Below are 20,673 nucleotides of genomic sequence, written 5' to 3' on the forward strand. Positions count from 1 at the left end.
TTTTAAAACTAATTTTTCATTAAAGAGATTATTTTTCTTATAAAGATTTCCACATCAAATTCTCTGGCTCTTTCCATAGATGCATTCTTATATTTCTCGGGATTTTTACTAATTTCCTTCACCGCTTCAACAATTTTATCTGTATTGATATCGTCTATCAAAATTCCCGTTTTACCATTCACTATCGTTTCTTTGTATCCCCCTTCATTTGGAGCTATCACTGGCTTACCGAATCCCATAGCTTCAACGGGAGTCATACCAAAGTCTTCGTCTAGAGCAGTAGTAATGAAGCATTTACATTCAGAATAAAGTTTTCTTAACGCTCCCTGATCAACCCAGTGAAGTATCTTAACATTTTGGGGTTTTATACTTTCTATGTATTTTTTCTGAGCTTCAGGCTGTCTTGCTCCTTTTTCAAAACTTCCGACTATGATGAGCTTTTCTCCAGGCATGTTAGAAAATGCCTTCATTTGAAGATCAATTCTTTTAGGCGGTGAAAGGCGATTGACTGAAAGACAATAATTTCTATGTGGTTTATATTCGCTTTGGGAAAGATCGACGGGCGGGTTAATTACCCGAGCGTCATGATGATAATACTTTTTTATCCTAGCCTTCGTGTTCTCTGAATTACAAATCCATTCGCCAATATGCTTGGCATATCGCAAAGTAAGCTTGCGGTTCCACCAAACCCAGGTATCGAAAAAGGGCCTCTTCCACCAACTCAAAATTTCACTCCGAATATAATCCTTAAATTGCCAAATTTCATTTAAGGGAGAATGCGCATACCAAAGATTTGGCTTGTTATGAACCGCCCCAGACATTGCCCAATCCCCTGCGATAATATAAAAATCATACTTTTTGCCAAGATTGAGGCGCCTGAACTTCCAAAACGAGAGTTGGTGCCGAAATGGTGCGTTTTTAGGCACTTTACCAAGGGATATTATTCTGGGTATTACATCTCCAAATCCCATTTTTCTGATTTTTTCTTCATCTAAGTTTGTGGTGTAGACATCAGCGTCAAGCCCCCTCGCTAATGTAAGAGTGACCATTTCCGCTCCCCCGATATTGTCCATAAAATTATGAAATACTGCTATTTTCATAGTCTGTGATTATAACAGAATTTTAACACGCTGAAATATAGCCGAAGTATTGAATTAATATTATCCCGTTATGCCATCCCCGAAAGAAAGACCTCTTAAGAACAGTTCGATCTGATTTTTGTGGCCGAAGAAGATTTCTTTGGGAAGATTGTGGAGATCAAACCATTTCCATTCGTAACAAAGCTCAGGTTCGGTGAGTTTCACTTCCCCCTTTATTCCTTCCGCGATCATTCCAACTTGAACATAATGGCGATTGTTCGTTGGTCCATTGTCATTTGCGAGATTGGCGAATATAAATTTTTCCGCTTCAAGCGAAGTCTCTTCTTTGAGTTCTCTCCGAGCACAGTCAATCATATTTTCTCCTGTTTCAAGATGTCCTCCGGGAAGTCCCCAGAGTCCGTCGCCGGCAGTATTCTTGCGCTGGCCAAGCAAAAGCTTTCCGTCCTTTATAACGAAAACATTTACTCCGACGGGAAAAGTTGGACGTTCTTGCATAAAAATCAATTTGAATTCTCTAGTAAAAGCTCCGTGAGATTTTCTCCTTTAAGATACGCATCCATGATCTTCTCATGTAAAGTATACCTCCATTTTTGTATGTCCGGCCACTTTTCCATTCGCACCACAGACCAGACACTTCGGCAGAAAATAAAATCATCCGCATAATCCGACAGTTTCGGAAGTCCTTTTGACTCGTAGAGTGCATCAATTTCTGTCCAGTAACGATCAACCTGCTCTTTTGAAAAAACATATTTCCCCATATATTCATACTTCCCCCAGCGCGGAAAGAAAAAAATCTGGGTTATGTTTGTTACCAAGTCATAACCAGCTGGAGCATACGCGGTGCGCTCCCAATCTATAACGCCTTTTTCAAAAATGTTGTGGGGATTGAAATCGCCGTGAGTAATGACGGTTGGAAGTTCTTTAATATGACTCTCCACTTTTTTCATGCACGCTTTTGATTTCTCTTTGAGGTGCTTTGCTTCTTCGAGAATTGTCTCGAATTGAATAAGTTTCTGAAACTCTTCTTTGTTAAAAATATCTTTCGAGGCAGTTTTCAATTGCGCTTCGGCATACTTTTTTGTCACTGCCAGGAGGCTCTGAAAGGTAGAGTCTGAAACGAATCCATTTTTGGCAAAATCTTGCGCGCATATTTGTCCGAAATGAAATTCACCAAGAGAGCTTTCAATAAAATAGCTTTTGTCCTCATATTGCCCTTCCCCAACGATTTGCGCCAAAGGATAGCCAAAATGCACTAACTTTTTATGAAATTGCACTTCCTTCTCAATCAATTCTTTCGGACCAATGCGAAGAAAGGTAGCGTTTCCTTTATAGATAGAAACTGGGACTTGATGTCTTGTCCGTACATGGATATATGTCTTCCCCTCAACTATAATTTCAGATTTTTCCATTGGAACACAATATCACATTCCCGGAAATTACTGATACTGTATGAAGCTTGGCCGTGGCTGCAATTTGAGGATTTCTGCAGGAGTCATCATCCGGGGACTCGGTGCCCACAAGTCATTTTTGTAGAAAAGTTTAAAACCGGTAAACTGAACTGGATTTAAGTATTCGTAAGCTTGATAGGTCCCGAGTTTGCGGGTCGGAGAGCCCCAGCCGTCCATATCCACAAGAATCTGGACTTCAGGAAGGGGTTTTATATTTTTATAATTTGTGACCATTGCCTGCGTGTAGCGATGTACAATAAGCACTTTTGGCGGAAGATTATTCTCTTTGACAAGTTTTGCCAGATAATTCGCTGCCCAATTGATGTCTGTCGCATCTACTGTCCCCACCACAGTCCCCGGCCTCTTCCCGCTCGGCGCCATTGCGAATTCTGGATCAATCGCCAGATGAAACTCGGGCATCTTCAAATATTTTTCAAGAAGAGGGACTTCTGCCTGTATCGTAGAAAGCCCAACCTGTATCTCAAGAATCACGATACCATTTATTTTCTTTGCGAGTCCAAGTGCATAATCCATCTGACTTGAGGGCATTCGTGCCCGATATTTCCCATCTGCTCCAGCGCTTCCTTGTGCAGTCACTGCAATGTAATCTATGGCGGGCATTACGGGAGTATACGGATCTGCGATTTCCCATTTCTTTATTTCATCATTGAGTTTTTGAAGCATGACAAGCGGAGGATATTCTCCTAGGACTCCCATTCCCTTCGCGTAGAAATTTCCGTAGTAAGCGACAATGCGCTTGAATGGTAAAATTGCTCCGCCTTTTGGATAGGGAGCCGTTTTCACCGGCCATAATTTTGGGACCACTTTGGGGGTGGGGCTCCCATTATTGTTTTTGGTAGAAGTTGCGCTACTTGTAGGAGTTGCTTTGGTGGACGACGCGGATGATGTAGATACGACATATGAACCGTTATTCGCGAGTATCGCCATTCTTTTATCATAGTCAACAAAATCTAAGACAATTGGCGTGGGTGTTGGAATCGGCGTTACAGTCGGCTTTGCCCGATAATCTGCAACTACATAGTTGCTTTGGTCAAAAAAGAAATCAGTATATCCAACCAAATACAGCATAAAAATGCCTACCGCGAAACAAAATACCACTATAAGAATAGGGAGCAAAATTTTTCTTGCCTTATTCTTCTTTTTCTTTTCAGTAGAAATAATAAATGAAAAAATATTTGTAAATGCTTTGCTTAGTGTACCATATCTCTATCTATCACTCCCCTTCGCAGATACTCTTTACATTCCTCAAAACACTCTTCACAACAAAGAAGTTTCGGCGAAGGACGAATCCTCGTATCGGAACAATAATTTTCAGTCTGGGCTCCGCAAGAAAAACATTCTCCTATGGTAATTTTCTTCTCGGTTGGCACCACATCAGTCGTCATTCTGTTATCAAATACGAAAAGCGTTCCTTTAAAATGTTTTCCTGGATATTCTTGTATATAAGTATGAATGCCGTCTTTTAGCTGATACACATCCTTGAACCCCTCTCGTTTTAAAAGGCATGTCGCTTTCTCGCACCGAATGCCTCCCGTACATACTGTCACCACTTTCTTATCTTTAAGATTCGCAAGCTTTTCGAGTTTTTTCGGCAAATCGCGGAAATTCGACAATCCCGGGTCAATCGTCTTATCAAATTTCCCACTTGCAATTTCATAATCATTACGCAGATCAAGCACGACGAAATCTTCTCCTCTCTCGTACCATTTCTCTAATTCTGCCGAAGGAAGCGCTGGCGCTGTTTCATTTTTCACGTCAAATGTCCCCGCACCGAGCATGATAACCTCCTCTCGAATTTTTATCTTCAATTTAGGAAAAGCCTTTCCATCTCCCGCGCTCTCCTTTACCAAAATATCAGAAAAAAATGGTTCACTCCGAAGAAACACTTTGTAAGCATCTATAGCTTCCCGAGTCCCTTCAAACGTTGCGTTGACTCCTTCTTCCGCGAGAAGCATGCGCCCAGAAAGTGCGAGCTCGGTACATTTTTCCCTGTGTACCTTCGCTACTATCTCCAGATTTGAGAGAGAACCGAATTTATAGAAAAGGATAACGACGTATTCTTTCATACCCGTACTCTAGCAAAATTTCAGCGAAACGACCACACTTATTTCTCTTTCATATAATTCTCAAATCCACTCGTCATAACAACCTGTCCGTCTTTGTCTATCTGATATGCCTCAAACCCGGGAAGTTTTTCCAAAAACTCAATTCCTCTCGTCCCCATTGCAAACGCAGCCGTTGCAAAACGATCAGCCTCGTACACATTTGGTCCTATCACGGTAAGACTTAAAATACCGTCCGAGGGGCTGGCTTTTTTTACAGGGTCATAAATATGCGTTCCCCTTTTGTACGTGCCTGATGTTGCGACTCCTTTATCGTCAAGATAGATGATCTTTACGACTCCCATCCCTACTTCCTCTTTTGTCCACAAAGGATTCTCTATTCCCACACTCCAGACTCCGCCCTGCGCATTTCTTCCGCTTACTTGGATATCTCCGCCGATCTCAACATAGAAATTTTTTATATCTTTACTTTTTATTATTTCGGATGCTTTCCATATCGCCCATCCCTTTACCATCCCTGATGGATCGATAAATCCTTTGGGTGTTACGATATCAAAATATCCCCCTGTTTCCTTCCTTGTTTTTTCAGACAGGGAGATGACTTCTTTCATATCGGCGCTCCACTTCTCTTTTGGAATTTCACCCCGATTAATAGCGCTTATCTCACTTGTGGTTTTATAGGTGCTGAATTTTTGGTCAACATACGTAAAATAAGAAAAAACCTCGTCAAAAATTCCCGGAATCACCTCCTGATCCCGTATCTCCACGCCAACTGGCATTCCCATAATTATCCGCTTCTGTCTCATTTCTGTTTTACTTCGAAAAAATCTAGCATTTCTTTTGTAACTGATTTCGTGTGCTCTCGATGGTAGATATAAGTGGGTGACTCTATTCGGACCACTTTATATATTTTCTTCGCCCGGTCTAAAAATTCAGAATCATGGAAATAAGGGATGTTTCGGAAACCTTTCAACGCTTTGAAAACCTCTCTTTTGCCAAAAAAAGTCGGACCCACAACGACCACTTCATCATACAAACTTACCATCCGAGAAGTGTCGCGCTTATCAACCACCATTTCGTCTCCAATCACTTTAAATCCGCCATGGATAATATCAGGATGATCTTTTGCTTGCATCCTCTTTACCCGAAAAGCAAGGTGCTCCGGCAGATATTCATCATCTGAATCTAAAAAGGTGATGAATTCTCCTTTCGTATCTCGGAGCCCTTTATTAGCAGTTTCTGCTGGACCAGAGTGAATATTTTGAATAACTCGAATCCGAGAATCTTTTTCGGCAAATTTGTTCGCCACTTCTACTGTTCTATCTTTACTTTTGTCATCAACAACGACAGCTTCCCAATTTGTGTAGGTTTGCGAGAAAAGTGAAAGAAGCGCGCGAGGCAGCAAATCTTCCCGATTATAGACAGGAATAACTACCGAAACCAGGGGGGCGGGATCACTCATAATTCTTAGAGGCTTGATAAATTTTACTCAAAGACCCTTAAGACCTCTCGGCGACCGGTCAAATAGAGATCGTGATATCCTTTCATCTTCTCTTTCCATTGTTTTTCTTCATCCGCGGTATAGCTTTTCATTCTTGCTTCAAATTCTCCCAGGTCTTTGTATTCAGACTCTAAAATCACCTGGTTGAAATCGCTCACAAAATCAGTCAAAACCCTGAAAGTCCCTTTCATCTTCATGTCCTTAAACATCTTTGCTAAGGTTGAAGCTTTGCCAGGTCTCGCAATAAAAATTTCTCTAATGATTATCATGTGATTCTGCAGAATCACGTCGCGTACGATTTTGTCGAAATCGTGTCACGTAACCGTCCATTGAAACGTGACTTGAAACGCGACGCCTCCTGTAATTAGTTAATAATAAAAAACTTTGTTCCTCCTATCTTTATAATACCTTATTTTTTGTGCCCTATATCCACACTTGAAGAATACTTAAAAGCGTTCTTCACCGCCCCACCAAAAAATTCTTTTGAATAATCAATTCCTTTTTCGAAGAGCATGATAAATCCTGGGCTTCTTCCTACATCATACAATGACGCCCAAACATTATGCCTGCCAAAAACTTTATCGACAACTATCTGCGCAGTGATAGCTCCATAGGTCATTCCATTACCTGAAAATCCGAATGCGTACATAACACGCTCGCCCGGATGGAGTTCTCCGATATATGCCAATCCATCAATAGATTCGAGGATCGGCCCGCTCCATCGTCGTACTATTTTATAGGAAAGTTTTGGAAAAGTCGTGGCCACAAAATCCTCGAGAGCTTTGAAACATTTCTCTTCGTTTATATGAATGTCAGCACGATGATCTTCGCCCCCGACAATCATCCGATCAAATTTCTCGCCCGCGTCAACTCTCCAATAATGATAGGGGCTTTTCACATCTTCATATATGCCTTCCGAGAGAGCGCCGCGTTCTATTTCAAGTTCAAACACATACGACGTATAGAGCGCTTTTTTGAAATACAGAGAAGATGGGTGTTTAAATGGTTCATAGGTAGAAGCAAGCACCCAATCTGCTCTGATATTTCCAGAAGCTGTCTTAACAGAATGCACTTTTCCATGAGAGGTATGCAGAATAGCGAGAGCTTCAGTATTCTCATATATCTCCACGCCAAGTTTTTTCGCACGCTCCAGTAGCGCGCCGATAAATTTCAGGGGATGAAATTTTGCCTGGCCTTCCAGTAAGAGGTATCCTTCATTTTTAAATCCAAGTTCATTCTCTTCTTTCCCAACAAAAGAGGCTTCTCTTCCGAGAGTCTTCAGCACTCGCAATTCTTCCTTGAGCAGATTCCTTTCTTTTGCTGTGGTGGCATACATGCGATTTTCACAGCGGGTAAAATCGCAATCAATCTTTTCATCACGAATGATGGATTCGATAAGGAGAATAGCTTCCTCGTGAGAATTGAGAATAATGCTTGCAGGAATCGTCCCCAGACCCTTTACAAGCTCTGAGGGTCTTGTATCTAAAGATTCAGTGATAAAAGCGGTTGTAACTCCGGTAGCGCCGAATCCTATCCGATCTTTCTCAAGAAGCACCACCTTTTTGCCTTCCTTTGCCAGAAGATAGGCAGATAAAACGCCAGAAATTCCTCCGCCGATGACTACGACGTCAGCTTGAGTGTCTTCTTTAAGCGTGGGATACGCTTTGAGCGTATGATCCTCATCCCAAGTGACGACATCGCTCACATTTTTATATTCTCTCTTCATACTTTAAAAAAACGTACGAGAAAGCTGTTCATTACAAAAGAACAAAATTACAACACTAAAAAGCATCTGGCACTATAGTGCCAGATGCTTTTCTCTTTTTTCATCTGTATTTTTGTTTATCCGTGCACTTTCGATTCAAACATTTTCATCGCCTCTTCATCTGACATCCCCATTTCCCTCATCTTTTCAGCATGAGCTTCTCTCATGTGTTTCATCATTTTTCCAGCCACTTCTTTCGTAGAATTTCCCGTTGCTTCAAAATGACAGTCCGTCTCGGGATCAAGATCCTTGCACGCAAGTTTCATCATGGTAGTTTTTAGCTTAAAGGCTGATAAAGTTCCTCGGGGCAAGCCCCGAGGTATTTGGGGAGCTCATTCCATTCGCTCTTTTCTCCGCGGCACGCCGCGGAGTATTGAACTATTTTCCGACTTCGACTCGGACGCCGTGAATGAGATTACTCATTCACGCGTCTCTCGCTCGTCGTAATAGACGACCACAAAACTCTTCGGTAAAGAATTAATGATTTTGTGTTTGCTGATAACAAGCAACATCATACTGCGACACCGCATGGGTGCTGTGAGAATGTTCTGCCGATGCTGAACCATCACTTCCTGCATACACAGTCTCTGCGTGCGCAAAACCGCCACTGCTAAATCCTTTCGGTGCCATTGTGGCATTTTCTTCTCCACATTCAGCCCCAGGTTGTCCCGTACCGGATGGATTTGGAGCTGCTAACACTAACGTCACCGCGATGAGAGATCCAGCAATAGAGAAACCAACAGCTGTGCCAAGAGTAGTGAGGAGTTTTTTTGTTTTCATATTTTTAAAATAAATTAAATTCGCGGATAATCCCGACCTTTGTTATACAGACGCCGGTTCTTATCTTTCGTGACATTTTTCAAAAAAATCGACACAAAAATAAAAGAGTCGCAACTCTCTCAAGAAGAAAATCATTTTAAATCCAAACTTTTTCTCACCGAATTCCAGTGTCGCAGGAAATATCCACCCCACTCTTGACTGGTGCATTCACTGAAACCTTAACAGCGGGGCATCTTGGATAAGGATTCCCGCCGACCGCTTGAAGTGTAAAATCGCCGTACGGAAGTGAAAGATTGAAACGTCCATCGGTGCCGGTTCGCACAATCGTCAAGGTATCTGTTCCAGCCGAATTTTTGACCTCTACTGTAGTTTGGTAAGGTTTTGGAGCACAAGCTGGATCCGGCGGAATCCTCTCGACAGGACAAACGGGAGAAAGTGTAACAGTACCGCTCACTATCCCTTCTCTTTTCTCCATACATACTCCGCCGACATCACCAAAAGGTAAGTGTGAGCCGGGTTCCGGAGCGCAGTAAAGAGTCTCCGCGCACACAGGAGGATTCGATGTATTTCCTCCGCAGTGCTCTCCGAGATCTGCGATCTTCAACGTATCAACGTGAAAAACGATTCTATACTGGCTCGGCAGGATTTGTATTTTGCTATTTTTGTCTGGTGTAACAGAAGTAATTGATACTTTATAGAGAGCAAAAAGAGTCGGGATATCAGCCAAAGTCATTGTTACTGTTGTTGAATTCAAGCTATCTCCAATCGTCACATTGACTCGAATTCTGCCAGCCTGGATACACTGGACATCAACCGGACATCGGCTATCCTCAATAATTGAGTTCGGAGTGATGGTTAGCTCCCCAAGGGTTCCTTTTTGTCCTAGGGCAAGTGTTAAGTTGCCAGTTACTGGCGGAGGTACCGGAGTGCCCGGACATTTTGCAAATTCACAACTCGGCGCGATTCTTCCCACATAACTTCCGTCAGGACAAAGCTTAGCGTCCTGCGTGCAGAAAACGCCGGTTTCAGTTGATGTCGGACTTGGTGTAGGATTCGGAATCCCGCTTATCTTCGGCCAGAAAAGAAAAACTGCTCCAATAATGATGAGAAAGATAAGTATCGTGATTGTAAGAGGGCTTTTCATAAGACAAACTATTTTTTAGTAAAAAGTTCCGAAGCTTTCATTTTAATCACCAAGAAAAGGTAAATGATATCGAGAATACCCGCTGTATTCACGAGAAGAAGTATCACAAACCACCATTCCTGTTCGCGTCGTCCCGAATGCCAAAGCGCAAGTCCTTTCCAAAATATGCTCCAGAGGGCAAGAAGGATCAATGCTGGTCCAAATGGACGAATCCAATTCAAACCTCCCAAACCCATTCCATAGTTGAAGTTATACATATTCTTATTCTAATATGCCGTACAGACAGGGAGAAGCTTACAAAAATCTACTGTGTATAAACAATGAATCCTCTGCCGAAGATGTGAACCGGCAGAGGATTGGTGCATAAAGAACACGCTACTTCGGCTGACAGCGCTTGAAACGTAATGCGCGCCAACTACCCGTCTTAGCCTTGGTGGGCTTTTACTCCGCCAACTAGCTGGTAGGGCGAGAACCCGAAAGTGGCTTGCATGCAAGCCACAGTGGAAATGGTATCCTCGTATACTCGAAGCAACACCATCGCCGCCGGAGCGAGCAATGAGCACCAAAGTTATCCTAGTCTTTGGAAAAGTTTAATGCAAGTTTGACTTCCCTTTTCAGACGGAATAGGATTGAAAACGGTTGGGCCCATTGTGGTGTCCCATTCGATTCAGTTCAACAACGTTACAGCGGAGAATACTCATGTCCCGTTTGCCGAAACAACGAAAACCGGTTGCAGTCATGCCGGTAGTCTATTTTATACCGCGCGCCCCGCTCAACACGAGGAACTGGTGCAGGTTGGGCGATGTCCTTGCGCTCGCCACCCACATCATGCGCGAAGTACATGGGCACGATTTCACGCCGACACCCACCGACCTTGTAAAACGCTTCGTCCTGTTGGTGCGGAAAAATAAAGCCCCGACAGGTGGGAAAAGAAAAAGATTCTTCCGCTACTCCCCCGATGGTAAATCGATACGGTGGCCGGAAGTCCCTCCGGGTAAATGCAGTTGGCCTGAAATCCGTGTGCGATGTGGGGTAAACACCTACATCACGGAAGAATTTGCGCATGACATCCTCGACGCCATTCTAGAGGGAATGGACGAGGTAGGACAATGGGGCAAGAAAATCTTGATGGTTGGACCCAAGAAGGATCGGGTCAAAGATGTGACAAAAAGACCTTGAGGTTTGGGTTTTCAGAAGAAGAAACGGGATCGAGAGATTCCGTTTTTTATTTATCTTCATTTCTGTCTCCAAAGAAGGAAAAAATTCAAAACAAGGAGAATGAGGAGCGAGCCGAGTGCAAAAAGCTCGAGGCGACCAGTCTGGCGAGAACCCTCATCGATGCCGTTCCACAGAATCCAAAGGAAAAAGAGAGCATTTCCGAGAAGCGCCAGGTTTCTAAGATTTTTAAGCATACATTATCCGAGCAAGTCTCGAAGACGTGGATACTTGGAACAAATTGAGAGACCGGAGAACCAATGTTGGAGGCCAAATGCTCGTCCAGCGTTGTGATACGCAAGCACAAGAAGTCCCGTAGCATAAATGATATGGTCATCAACAATGAGTGAATGTGCGTCCGGGTGAATGATGCCAAGCGGAAGCCAATAGAGAATCATAAGAAGCGCTCCTAATTTCCCCGAGAGGCGTATCCCAATTCCAAGAATGAGAGAAACGCCGAGAAGCGTCAATCCCCACACGTTTACAAAATTTACAATCGGTAAAATTCCCGGAGTGGCGAGCCAATGATAAAACCCGACAAAAGTCTTCGCTCCGGCAAGATATCCACCGGCTGAAAAATTCGGGTCAAGGAGATGAGTAATTCCCGCGTACAAAAACATCCATCCCATCGTCACGCGGAGAAGAAAAAGGGAGAGTTTATGAAAGTGTGTCATAAGTTTATTATACCACTCGCACGCTACAAACTTATGCACAGGAGGGACCAGATTACATATCCGGAGTCTCGGCCCAGGTTTTCATAAAGTCACTGCTCCACTTCACCATCATTGGGTCGTCCTTCGGCATCTTTTTAACATTTGCCGCCATTTTAGGGTGAACTTTTTCCAGGTGCTTCATCCCATTTACCATCATCTCCTCCGGAGTTGAGCCTGTTATGGGTTCATCACACTCACCTCCCATCGCTCTGCATGTTATTGTTTTCATGGTTTTTATTATTAGCTTCTATTGCTACATTTTAGCACGTCTCTTTTTGATAAGAAGGGAGGGTTTGAGAAAGAAATGAGTAGGGGAAGGCCAATTCACTGAACCAGACCATTCACGAATTTCCGTGTTGATGCACCAAAGAATCCTGTGCCGTGGGAAAGTCCTTGCGGGATAAGAATGTCAGGTGCGTGCGCCTCTTGGAACTTCTTGAGTGCCTCTTTTGTTTTTGCCCCAAAAAAGTTCGTCTCGTGACCTAGAGAGCCGAGACCGGTCAAAGCAAGAGGAAAGCCGTGGGTGTTAAGAAAAACTTGGAGAGCTTTCACATCTGGACCAGAGAAGCCCACACGGAGAGGGCGGGTGAAGAAAGAAGCTCTAGCGGGAACAGAAGGGGCAGAAGCTGGCCCAACAGCAGAATCGGATGAGGCTGGAGGCGGCGTTAGAGAAATTGCAGGAGCGAATTGTTGGATTCGGGCAACTGAAGCTCCTCCGCCACCAGAGTGGTGGTGAGTTGGTGAAGGGGTGGGCGTAGGCGTAGGAGGTGGCGGGGTGTATGCAGGAATAGTGACCGTGACATTGGAAACAGAATAGGTGTCAAAATCGGGATCAATGGATGAAGCAGCGTGTGTGATCGTACCGGTCAGAATATCACTGGCGAGATTATCTTGAATAGCTGTTACCGTCACTGTTTGAGGAGTGAGATAATTGGCTGACGTGAAAGTAAGCGTCGAAGAAGAAACTGTCTCGTAACTGTCTGGAGATATGGTGACCACAACATCATCGGTAGGCTCCTTATTGACCACCATGACATTATAGGTGGCCGAGCTTCCTTTCTCTACGGTGAGGGCAGTTGGGGCAATATCTATCGCTGGCTGTTGCGCAAATTTTTGGATGCGGTTGTTAAAAGTATCCATCACGTAGATATTTTCGGACGAATCGAGACCAACATCGGTGGGAGAAGAGAAGGCACCCTCACCACTTCCACCGCTACCGAACTTGCTTAGGTAATTGCCGGAAGAGTCAAACTTCTGGATGCGATTATTATTTGCATCAACCACATAAATATTTCCTGTTGTTGTCGAGACAGCAATACCAAATGGGTAGTTGAACTGACCATTGCCGGAACCGGAGACCCCAAATTGGCCAATAAAAGCCGGTGCGGGACTAAATTCTTGAACACGGCTGTTTCCTGGATCAGTTATAAATATGTTGCCTTCTGGATCAAGAGCGATGTCTTCCGGAAAATTAGAAAGCTGTCCTTCTCCCGAACCCTGAATTCCGGCGTGACAGCTTAAGCTTACTGTGCAGACCTCAAATGCGTTAGCCCCCGTCAAAACTCCCCAGCCGAAAGCATAAAGAAAATCTCCGGAAGAATCTAATTTCTGAACGCGATATTGGTCACGATCAGCGATATAGATATTTCCGGCTGGATCAAGAACGATCCCGCCCGGAACTGTAAAGTTTCCTCCCAGTGAACCGTAAAGGCCAAATTTGCTTACATAATTGCCAGATGAGTCGAATTTTTGGACGCGGTTATTCTCTGCATCAGTGACGTAGATATTCCCCGATGAATCGAGAGCGATACCATAGGGGCCATTCAACTGTCCATCACCGGAACCAGCAATTCCCTTCAAACACCCCGAAGTACACGTCTGAAATGCACTGCTTCCGTCTGAAACGCCCCAGCCAAAAGCCGAGACGAAGGTTCCGGAGGAGTTGAATTTTTCGATGCGATTGCCGTCAGTATCGGCAACATAAATATCTCCTGTGGTCGTTGCAATCGTTAAGCTCCGGGGATGAGAAAATTCACCTTCAGTGGTGCCGAATTGGCTCACGAATGATAAGTCAGAGGAATCGAATTTTGCAATTCGCCCGTTTACGGTATCGACAACATACACATTGTCGGAAGCGTCGAGAGCTATACCAAGAGATTCATCAGACTGCGTATTACCATCAAACTGCCCCCTACCAGCACCCGAAATACCAGCTCGACAACTTGAAGTACACGTCTGCAAGGCGTGGCTTCCGTCTGAAATGCCCCAGCCGAATGTTGCGAGAAAGGTTCCAGCAGAGTCGAATTTTTCGACTCGATCATTGGCGCTATCGACAACATAAATATCTCCCGTTACAGTCGATACAGCAATGCCTCCAGGATAAGAAGCACCGAAATTTCCATCCCCAGAACCACTGCTTCCAAACTTACTCAGATAATTGCCAGAAGAGTCGAATTTTTCTACACGCGCACCATAGAGATCCACGATATACACATTATCAGAAGAATCGAGTGCAATGCCTCGCGGATAATAAAATTGTCCATCGCCTGAACCGCCGCTTCCAAATTGGCCGATGTAGCTGAAACCAGAATCAAATATCTGAACGCGATGATTAAATTGATCAGCCACATAGATATTTCCCGTGGTTGTGGAGATTGCAATACCCCAAGGTCTATAAAACTCTCCATTGCCAGCACCCGAAATACCAGCCTGACAGCTTGAAGTACACGTCTGAAATGCGCTGCTTCCGTCTGAAACGCCCCAGCCAAAAGCCGAGACGAAGGTTCCGGAGGAGTTGAATTTTTCGATGCGGTGGTTGAGGCTGTCAGAGACAAAAATATTTCCTCCGGGATCAAGCGCGATGCCCCGAGGAGTATAAAATTGACCATCACCAGTGCCATTGCTTCCAAATTGAGCCAACGGAGTACCCGACGAATCAAACTTCTGAATCCTATCGTTAGCGCTGTCCACCACGTACATATTTCCTGTGCTCGTAGAAATAGCCACGTATGTCGGGGAAGCTAAGGCGCCGAGGGCCGGAGCAGAGGGAATCTTAAAAAGAAACGCCGGGGTTGGTTCGTCTGCCCAAGCTTTCGGCAGGCAAAAGGAAAAAGCAAGCAAAAAGAGGAAACTTGCTGTTACGCTCAAATAGATTATTTTATATTTCGACATTTAGAAATATGCTTTTATTATATCAAAATAACTGTTAAGCACAAAAACAAACTCACTCTTAGCAATCTTAGCAAGGACTGTCCTTGCTAGTCCGTATTCCTTTACAGAGTTGTTTTCATTCCCGCAAGAAAAGCTCTCGTCTTTGGCCCAAAGTAGCCTGCCGTAGGAGTAATCCCATTTGCTTTCTGAAATTCCGCGAGAGCGGAACGAGTTAATGCTCCGAAAAAGTTAGTTTCATTCCCTGATGAACCGGGACCAGTCGTTGCCACTAGAAACCCATGACTATTCAAAAATATCTGAAGCTGTTTTACATCGTCGCCTGACAGTCCGAATTCCAAATCACGAATAATAGGTGGAAGTGTCTTTATGATATTTTGCGGATTGTTTTGATATTTCTCAACCAAATCCTTCGCCTCCTGCGTCTTATTCATCGCAACAAGATTCGTTACACGCGAAGCTAAAGAGCCACCTCCGCTTGAGTGATGTCTCGCAACTGGTGTCGGCGTTGCAGTAGAACCATCACAGTTCTCATTCCCGTCTGCAAGTGACTCTACCTGACTTGCCGTAAGGAGAGAATCGTAGATGCGGACGTCATCAATATAACCATTGAATGCTTCATGACCTCCATCACTACCGAGTGTATTGAAATTGACAGCAGGACTACCATCCGAACTTCCATCAGCTACTCCATCGAGATAGAAGGTGGCATGGCCGTCATCATTTACTAATGCAATATGATGCCAAGTGTCGAGCGAAAGTGCTGTGTCATTTACATGATCACCATCACCATTGTAATTCGAAATTTTATTTGGCCATGCAACGTTTCCTATATCATCTCCTAAATAATAGAGCCCGATATCAGTATTTTGAGAGATGAGCGAACCATACTCATTAGTCTGTCCTAAAGGCTTTATCCACATCGAAACTGAATAGGTTGTCGTCGCGCTTCTCGAGAATATTACTTTCTGATCCGAATCTTCATCAAAAAGAAGACTATGAGAATCAGTAAAATCAACAGGTGGCACATCAGTTGAATAGGTTGGACCATTTACGAGCGTGCCGTCGTATCCTTCAACACTTTCAATTGCTGTCGTACCTTCGCCCTCATCAAAATTCCAGTAAGCATCGGCAACACAAGAGGCACCAGATGTGGCTCCGGGAGTTGTGACACTTGCAGAATCTCCAAACTCTCCAACGTCAACGCTATTAATTGCCGCCACACGGTAGTTGTACTCTACACCCGGAAGCACGTATTGATCGTTATAGGTAGTTGCGTCCGATTCTGTATCATCAACGATTGTACCCCACACGCTATCAACTGGTGATTCACGGTCGATTCTATAACCGGTAATTTCATCGCCCCCATCATCCTCCGGAGCTGTCCACGAAAGATGAACATGCGATTGAGGAAGGGCGGTTACAGTAAGAGATGTCGGTACTCCCGGTACGGTGTCGGCCGCAATACCGTTCATTGTTTTTGAACCGGTGACAGCAGAAATGCCATCATTCACAGCCGTTGCGATAGTGAAAGTACTATTGTAATTGGGCGCCGGAGTGAAAATGACACCGGCAAGAAGTCTATTGAGGGAAATCCTTGCGCCGTTCGCGTGCCATTGCCCGGTCTCGGGATTATAGGTTGATGTGACCAAACCGGACGTAGAAGTACTCAAACTTCCTGCTTCCGGGTCAGAAAGTGTTAAATACGCTTGGAGGCTCAAACTGTCATCAGTTATAACAATGTCGGTAAGATTGAGCGGAGTGTCCTCGGTGTACGTTTCGGGTGCGCTAAGGTTCGATGCGCTCGGGGCGCCGTTTACAGCATTAATGGTAAAACTCACGTTATCAGTCACTGACGAGAATGCCGTCGAACCACCGTTGGTGGTGGTGTCGGCAGTGCCTCCATCAGTACCGCTGGTTTGGTCCCATGCGCGGAATGTCAGAGCATCCGGAAATGTACCGTCCGACACAGTTTTCTGGCAGTAGACACGATTATCTGAATCGGCGGCAAGAAGGCGCGTCGTTGTCGCGGAAGGCGTACCGAATCCATGCCAAGTCGTACCGTCATCAAGCGAATAGTGACAAATAAGGTCAGCACTATTAACAGCTGTGACGGCAATCCCCAGAAGCGCTCCGTCATCAAGATCGTTGACGTTATCAAGCCCGGGTGAATCCGGAAAATCCACAAGATCTGACACGAGAGTACCTTGAATGTCCCCCGGCGCCCCCGGCTGATAGATTGCAACCATTGTAGGACTCGCCACAGCATCGAGAACTGGGGCAGTGTTTGGGATAGCTTTTGCGAACTGCGGGGATCCAAAAACAAAGACGATTAGGAATAAAAATAAAAATCCCTTTTGAGCAAATTTCATGTCCTTAAAAGTATACAGCAAAAAAGGAAAGAAGGGGGTGTGAACAACAATCACCCAGGGAAATTAGCTGAAAATACTGCCGAAAAAACTTTTTGTTTTGCCCCAGAATGTTTTTGGCTTTTCATTTGGAGGAACATATCCCATTGGCAGAACTGGTTTCAGAGGTTCAATCTTCTTTCCATCGTAAGAAATTCCTTCCAGTTTCTTGCGCGTGAATTCAAGTTCTAAAAGCCTTCCCACTTCTGCACTTTCAGGATTGAAGCTATAGAATTTTGCTTTTTTCGGGTATGTTTTTATAAAACCTCTGATAGCCTGTTCGATAACTTGTTCTTCGGATTGTTTTCCTCCTTCGCCTATGACAATGCGCGCTACTTCTTTAAAAGCAGGGTCGTCAAACGGATCAGGATAGATTTTCTCTTTCTCTGGCACGCCAAACTCTTTTTCGCGCGACGGGCCATTTTCCCAACGTTTGTTAGCAAATCTAATAAAGTTAGGATCTTCGTTTGGGTTGTAAGAGGCTTTTCGCCTCTCCTCTCGTAAAGTTTTTTCGTCAAAAACTGGAGCAACATCTATTTTTTCAGGAACAATTTCATCTTCCAAATCATCTGCTGTTTTGATATCGAAATTTCCTTGTTCGAGAGACATAAAAATGTGTTGTTATTAGGAGTAATTATAGTCCCAAAACGCCCAAAGGAGCAATGGGCAAAATGTAACAATTTCTAATAGAGAACGTCATATATTTGCAGACGAAGCAAGTGGTACAATAGAGATGTGCCTAGTATTAGCTTAATTAATAATTTAATTACATAAGTATGAAGACAAAAATAGTATTTATTGGAAGTGCCCTCCTTCTTTCGGGAGCACTTTTCTCGGTTGTGGGAGCCCAAGGACTTGGCGTTAAAGTGGATACAAATGTTGGAGTCGAAGCACAGGGTAGTGGCGTGAGTGCTTCAACAGAAACCGAGGTTCACGGTAACGCAACGAGCAGTGCTGCAAAGAATGAAGATCGGGGCAATGCTACAAGCAGTGAAGCGAAGGAAAACAACGAAAACGCCTCAAGCACAAGCAATGCGGGAGGAAGTGTCACAGCAGAAGCACACCGAAGTACGGTAGCAACTTTCGTTAAGACGCTTCTCGCTGTCGCCGATAGAGAGGGCGGTATCGGAGCGGAAGTGCGGGCAGTGGCTCAAGCACAGAATGATTCTGCAACAACTACAGCGTCTGCAATGGCGAAGGTAGAAGAAAGAGGAGCAGTGCGAACATTCCTCTTTGGAAGCGACTACAAAAATCTCGGCGTCATCCGAAGCCAAATCGCAGTAACAAGCAATAACATTGATCGGCTCAAGAAACTTCTCGACAGAACAACAAGCGTAGAAGCTCGGGCAGAGCTGAACGCACAGATCCAAGTACTACAAGATGAACAAGTAAAACTGGATGCGTTTGTAACAGCTCACGAAGACACTTTCAGCGTCTTTGGGTGGTTCGTGAAGCTATTTCAGGAATAATTTCTTGTCAGTTTTAGATGAAGAAAAAAACACCCTGATTCAACGGGGTGTTTTTTTCTTCATCCTATTTTTAAATTTACTTTGTCGTCTTGCCGAAGATAAGCCGTGCTGCTGCACCAAGAGCAAGAAGAACGAGTGCTCCAAGAATATACGAAGTATAATTTTTCGTAGCACTTCCTCCCTCCGCAGCCACATCTTTCACCACTACAGGTGTTGCTGTTGTCGAAGCTCCCTGAACTGTGCTGTTCGTTCCCCCAGCAACAGAATTATTTCCAGAAACTGTCGCATTTGAAATTGTAACCTGAACTGGCGCGCCTCCATTGCCAGAAAATACATTTTTGTTTTGAGCGTTATAGATCTGTGTATCGCTCATAACTCCAATAGAAGCTGTACCTGATTTGAGCGCAGTAAATGTTACTGTACCGAAAACCTTGCTAGTCGATACTCCTCCGGGATATCCAGCAGTCTTTATAACTAAGCCTGAATCCATACTGTCGTAGCCTGGTTGCGAAAGCGGGAGCCATACGGGAGCAAAATTAAACGCCGTAGCCTTCAAAAGATCTTTCGAATAAGAAAGAACAACCTTCGAAGTATACACATTCTCCCCTGCAGGATTTACTGAAACCTGTACGGCAACTGTCTGACCAGCTTTCACATTGAACGTTGAAGGAGTAAGAGAAACATTAGCAGCTGCAGAAGCAAAAGCTGGAACAGCCACCGCAAGAACGATAAAAGAAAAGATAATTTTTTTCATATTATTTTGCCCAGTTAATGAGTAATTGATTAAAATCCAAAATATCTACGACGCCATCGCTGTTGAAGTCTGCAGAATTATTTGTTCCCTTCTTCCCCCAATTTACGATAAGAAGATTGAAGTCGAGGATGCTGAAGGTATGAGCACCCAAAACTTTTCCTGATCCTCCGGAAGAACCGCCACCGGATGTGTGACGAGCTGGTGTAGGAGATGGAGTTGGTGTCGCTTCAGGAGTAGGCGAAGGTGTCGGCGTCGGGGTAATTTCTGGGGTTGGACTTGGTGTTACCTCAGGAGTGGGTGTGGGAGTAACTTCCGGTGTTGGAGATGGGGTGGGTTCTGGCGTCACGGACGGCGTGGGGCTTGGTGTCACTTCAGGAGTTGGCGTTGAAGCTGGAGCGGGATCGTTTAAAGTAATGGTACAAGTTTTTGTCTCATCTTTGATGAAAGTTCCTGTACAATCTTCCGAAAAACTTTTTGTATAGTCATGGGTGTCTACGACATCGATCGTATAGCTTCCGGGATGAATTTGAAAAAGTTGTCCAGGATCCTCTTTCCCTGCTGCGTTGCCACTGGTTACAGAATCCTTTGATCTGGTCTGAAAGCTAGGAGCAGTAAGCGTACCGGAATTGTCATTAATAACATGAGTAACAACATGAAGCTTCCCACTGCAAGGAGCGGAATTGCTAGAGTAATCGGTTACGTATGAATCCCCCGAACTATGTTCAAGAATCGCTGTTGCTACGCAACCAACAATATACTTGTCCGGAGTGGTAGAGAGAAATCTAAAATCATTTGCCCCAGAAGAAAGCGGTAGAAAGTTTGGATTAATAATAACATCTGATTCACTTGTGTGGAGGACGATGCGAACTCTGTACGTACTAATATCAGCAGATGCTGTCAAAAATCCTGAAACGGATATAGCAACAGGGTCGGTGCCGGCAGTGCTTGAAGTAATGAATACTCTGGGCAAGATAGTAGTTGCTGATACTGTATGGGCAAAAGCAAATATAGCAATAGCAAGAAGACCTACTGAAATCAATTTGTAACTTTTCATAATTTCGTTTAAATATTGATAAAAGGCATTAAAAAAAGGCTCTAAAGAGCCATAAAAACAGATTCGTGTC

23 protein-coding genes are annotated in these 20,673 nt (G+C 44.2%); 2 read left to right on the forward strand and 21 right to left on the reverse strand.

Annotated features, from left to right (window positions below; translation table 11 throughout):
- Positions 1-8 precede the first annotated feature (8 nt).
- From PHS53_02785 to PHS53_02845, 13 genes are all read right to left on the reverse strand, one after another.
- Positions 9-1,100 (reverse strand): glycosyltransferase, encoded by a 1,092-nt coding sequence (locus tag PHS53_02785; protein MDD5357050.1) that lies wholly within the window; start codon positions 1,098-1,100, stop codon positions 9-11.
- A gap of 60 nt (positions 1,101-1,160) precedes the next feature.
- The gene (locus PHS53_02790) at positions 1,161-1,595 is read right to left on the reverse strand and encodes an NUDIX domain-containing protein (protein ID MDD5357051.1); all 435 of its coding nucleotides are present in this window, start codon (positions 1,593-1,595) and stop codon (positions 1,161-1,163) included.
- Between the two features lie 5 nt (positions 1,596-1,600).
- On the reverse strand, positions 1,601-2,509 hold the full coding sequence (locus PHS53_02795; protein MDD5357052.1) for a phosphotransferase: 909 nt from the start codon (positions 2,507-2,509) through the stop codon (positions 1,601-1,603).
- A gap of 27 nt (positions 2,510-2,536) precedes the next feature.
- Positions 2,537-3,637, reverse strand: a complete 1,101-nt coding sequence (locus tag PHS53_02800; GenBank protein ID MDD5357053.1) for a hypothetical protein — start codon at positions 3,635-3,637, stop codon at positions 2,537-2,539.
- A 122-nt stretch (positions 3,638-3,759) separates the two neighbouring features.
- Positions 3,760-4,635, reverse strand: coding sequence for a rhodanese-like domain-containing protein (locus PHS53_02805; GenBank protein ID MDD5357054.1), 876 nt, complete (start codon positions 4,633-4,635; stop codon positions 3,760-3,762).
- 38 nt (positions 4,636-4,673) lie between these two features.
- Positions 4,674-5,438, reverse strand: coding sequence for an FAD:protein FMN transferase (locus tag PHS53_02810; GenBank protein MDD5357055.1), 765 nt, complete (start codon positions 5,436-5,438; stop codon positions 4,674-4,676).
- Positions 5,435-6,094 (reverse strand): glycosyltransferase family 2 protein, encoded by a 660-nt coding sequence (locus PHS53_02815; GenBank protein MDD5357056.1) that lies wholly within the window; start codon positions 6,092-6,094, stop codon positions 5,435-5,437. Before PHS53_02815 ends, PHS53_02810 begins: the two co-directional genes overlap by 4 nt.
- Positions 6,095-6,117: 23 nt before the next feature.
- Positions 6,118-6,402: a hypothetical protein gene (locus PHS53_02820; GenBank protein ID MDD5357057.1), complete on the reverse strand. Its 285-nt coding sequence runs from the start codon at positions 6,400-6,402 to the stop codon at positions 6,118-6,120.
- A gap of 140 nt (positions 6,403-6,542) precedes the next feature.
- Complete coding sequence (locus PHS53_02825) at positions 6,543-7,859, reverse strand: FAD-binding oxidoreductase (protein MDD5357058.1); 1,317 nt, start codon at positions 7,857-7,859, stop codon at positions 6,543-6,545.
- A 116-nt stretch (positions 7,860-7,975) separates the two neighbouring features.
- Complete coding sequence (locus PHS53_02830) at positions 7,976-8,167, reverse strand: DUF1059 domain-containing protein (protein MDD5357059.1); 192 nt, start codon at positions 8,165-8,167, stop codon at positions 7,976-7,978.
- 208 nt (positions 8,168-8,375) lie between these two features.
- Positions 8,376-8,678, reverse strand: a complete 303-nt coding sequence (locus PHS53_02835) for a hypothetical protein (GenBank protein ID MDD5357060.1) — start codon at positions 8,676-8,678, stop codon at positions 8,376-8,378.
- A 154-nt stretch (positions 8,679-8,832) separates the two neighbouring features.
- Positions 8,833-9,822, reverse strand: coding sequence for a hypothetical protein (locus PHS53_02840; protein ID MDD5357061.1), 990 nt, complete (start codon positions 9,820-9,822; stop codon positions 8,833-8,835).
- Between the two features lie 8 nt (positions 9,823-9,830).
- Entirely contained in the window at positions 9,831-10,079 is a 249-nt protein-coding gene (locus tag PHS53_02845; protein MDD5357062.1) for a DUF5652 family protein, read from the reverse strand.
- A gap of 481 nt (positions 10,080-10,560) precedes the next feature.
- On the opposite strand from PHS53_02845, the gene PHS53_02850 reads away from it, so the two are divergent.
- Positions 10,561-11,001 (forward strand): hypothetical protein, encoded by a 441-nt coding sequence (locus tag PHS53_02850; protein MDD5357063.1) that lies wholly within the window; start codon positions 10,561-10,563, stop codon positions 10,999-11,001.
- Positions 11,002-11,057: 56 nt separating this feature from the next.
- On the opposite strand, the gene PHS53_02855 is transcribed toward PHS53_02850, so the two are convergent.
- The 6 genes from PHS53_02855 to PHS53_02880 all read right to left on the reverse strand — a co-directional run bounded on the left by PHS53_02855 (position 11,058) and on the right by PHS53_02880 (position 17,935).
- Positions 11,058-11,234 (reverse strand): hypothetical protein, encoded by a 177-nt coding sequence (locus PHS53_02855; protein MDD5357064.1) that lies wholly within the window; start codon positions 11,232-11,234, stop codon positions 11,058-11,060.
- A gap of 3 nt (positions 11,235-11,237) precedes the next feature.
- Positions 11,238-11,711: a DoxX family protein gene (locus tag PHS53_02860; protein MDD5357065.1), complete on the reverse strand. Its 474-nt coding sequence runs from the start codon at positions 11,709-11,711 to the stop codon at positions 11,238-11,240.
- 52 nt (positions 11,712-11,763) lie between these two features.
- Positions 11,764-11,979: a DUF1059 domain-containing protein gene (locus PHS53_02865; GenBank protein MDD5357066.1), complete on the reverse strand. Its 216-nt coding sequence runs from the start codon at positions 11,977-11,979 to the stop codon at positions 11,764-11,766.
- Between the two features lie 95 nt (positions 11,980-12,074).
- On the reverse strand, positions 12,075-14,921 hold the full coding sequence (locus PHS53_02870) for a 6-bladed beta-propeller (protein MDD5357067.1): 2,847 nt from the start codon (positions 14,919-14,921) through the stop codon (positions 12,075-12,077).
- A 101-nt stretch (positions 14,922-15,022) separates the two neighbouring features.
- Positions 15,023-17,290, reverse strand: coding sequence for a peptidoglycan-binding protein (locus PHS53_02875; protein MDD5357068.1), 2,268 nt, complete (start codon positions 17,288-17,290; stop codon positions 15,023-15,025).
- 63 nt (positions 17,291-17,353) lie between these two features.
- A complete protein-coding gene (locus tag PHS53_02880; protein ID MDD5357069.1) occupies positions 17,354-17,935 on the reverse strand; it encodes a hypothetical protein in 582 nt (193 codons plus the stop codon).
- A gap of 167 nt (positions 17,936-18,102) precedes the next feature.
- On the opposite strand from PHS53_02880, the gene PHS53_02885 reads away from it, so the two are divergent.
- Positions 18,103-18,795 (forward strand): hypothetical protein, encoded by a 693-nt coding sequence (locus PHS53_02885; protein ID MDD5357070.1) that lies wholly within the window; start codon positions 18,103-18,105, stop codon positions 18,793-18,795.
- Between the two features lie 76 nt (positions 18,796-18,871).
- Here the strand turns inward: PHS53_02885 and PHS53_02890 are convergent, their stop codons facing one another.
- Positions 18,872-19,549 carry a cohesin domain-containing protein gene (locus PHS53_02890; protein ID MDD5357071.1) on the reverse strand — a complete coding sequence of 226 codons (678 nt, stop codon included), beginning with the start codon at positions 19,547-19,549 and terminating at the stop codon, positions 18,872-18,874.
- A 1-nt stretch (position 19,550) separates the two neighbouring features.
- A complete protein-coding gene (locus PHS53_02895; GenBank protein MDD5357072.1) occupies positions 19,551-20,603 on the reverse strand; it encodes a hypothetical protein in 1,053 nt (350 codons plus the stop codon).
- Between the last annotated feature and the right edge of the window lie 70 nt (positions 20,604-20,673).

It is taken from the genome of Candidatus Paceibacterota bacterium (assembly GCA_028714635.1).
Taxonomy (GTDB): Bacteria; Patescibacteriota; Minisyncoccia; order Phycocordibacterales; family JAQTLZ01; genus JAQTLZ01.

Bases quoted from the DNA above. Each gene is read 5' to 3' on its own strand.
- PHS53_02785 (MDD5357050.1), bottom strand. From the start codon at position 1,100: ATGAAAATAGCAGTATTTCATAATTTTATGGACAATATCGGGGGAGCG.
- PHS53_02790 (MDD5357051.1), bottom strand. From the start codon at position 1,595: ATGCAAGAACGTCCAACTTTTCCCGTCGGAGTAAATGTTTTCGTTATA.
- PHS53_02795 (MDD5357052.1), bottom strand. From the start codon at position 2,509: ATGGAAAAATCTGAAATTATAGTTGAGGGGAAGACATATATCCATGTA.
- PHS53_02800 (MDD5357053.1), bottom strand. From the start codon at position 3,637: ATGCTGTATTTGGTTGGATATACTGATTTCTTTTTTGACCAAAGCAAC.
- PHS53_02805 (MDD5357054.1), bottom strand. From the start codon at position 4,635: ATGAAAGAATACGTCGTTATCCTTTTCTATAAATTCGGTTCTCTCTCA.
- PHS53_02810 (MDD5357055.1), bottom strand. From the start codon at position 5,438: ATGAGACAGAAGCGGATAATTATGGGAATGCCAGTTGGCGTGGAGATA.
- PHS53_02815 (MDD5357056.1), bottom strand. From the start codon at position 6,094: ATGAGTGATCCCGCCCCCCTGGTTTCGGTAGTTATTCCTGTCTATAAT.
- PHS53_02820 (MDD5357057.1), bottom strand. From the start codon at position 6,402: ATGATAATCATTAGAGAAATTTTTATTGCGAGACCTGGCAAAGCTTCA.
- PHS53_02825 (MDD5357058.1), bottom strand. From the start codon at position 7,859: ATGAAGAGAGAATATAAAAATGTGAGCGATGTCGTCACTTGGGATGAG.
- PHS53_02830 (MDD5357059.1), bottom strand. From the start codon at position 8,167: ATGATGAAACTTGCGTGCAAGGATCTTGATCCCGAGACGGACTGTCAT.
- PHS53_02835 (MDD5357060.1), bottom strand. From the start codon at position 8,678: ATGAAAACAAAAAAACTCCTCACTACTCTTGGCACAGCTGTTGGTTTC.
- PHS53_02840 (MDD5357061.1), bottom strand. From the start codon at position 9,822: ATGAAAAGCCCTCTTACAATCACGATACTTATCTTTCTCATCATTATT.
- PHS53_02845 (MDD5357062.1), bottom strand. From the start codon at position 10,079: ATGTATAACTTCAACTATGGAATGGGTTTGGGAGGTTTGAATTGGATT.
- PHS53_02850 (MDD5357063.1), top strand. From the start codon at position 10,561: ATGCCGGTAGTCTATTTTATACCGCGCGCCCCGCTCAACACGAGGAAC.
- PHS53_02855 (MDD5357064.1), bottom strand. From the start codon at position 11,234: ATGCTTAAAAATCTTAGAAACCTGGCGCTTCTCGGAAATGCTCTCTTT.
- PHS53_02860 (MDD5357065.1), bottom strand. From the start codon at position 11,711: ATGACACACTTTCATAAACTCTCCCTTTTTCTTCTCCGCGTGACGATG.
- PHS53_02865 (MDD5357066.1), bottom strand. From the start codon at position 11,979: ATGAAAACAATAACATGCAGAGCGATGGGAGGTGAGTGTGATGAACCC.
- PHS53_02870 (MDD5357067.1), bottom strand. From the start codon at position 14,921: ATGTCGAAATATAAAATAATCTATTTGAGCGTAACAGCAAGTTTCCTC.
- PHS53_02875 (MDD5357068.1), bottom strand. From the start codon at position 17,290: ATGAAATTTGCTCAAAAGGGATTTTTATTTTTATTCCTAATCGTCTTT.
- PHS53_02880 (MDD5357069.1), bottom strand. From the start codon at position 17,935: ATGTCTCTCGAACAAGGAAATTTCGATATCAAAACAGCAGATGATTTG.
- PHS53_02885 (MDD5357070.1), top strand. From the start codon at position 18,103: ATGAAGACAAAAATAGTATTTATTGGAAGTGCCCTCCTTCTTTCGGGA.
- PHS53_02890 (MDD5357071.1), bottom strand. From the start codon at position 19,549: ATGAAAAAAATTATCTTTTCTTTTATCGTTCTTGCGGTGGCTGTTCCA.
- PHS53_02895 (MDD5357072.1), bottom strand. From the start codon at position 20,603: ATGAAAAGTTACAAATTGATTTCAGTAGGTCTTCTTGCTATTGCTATA.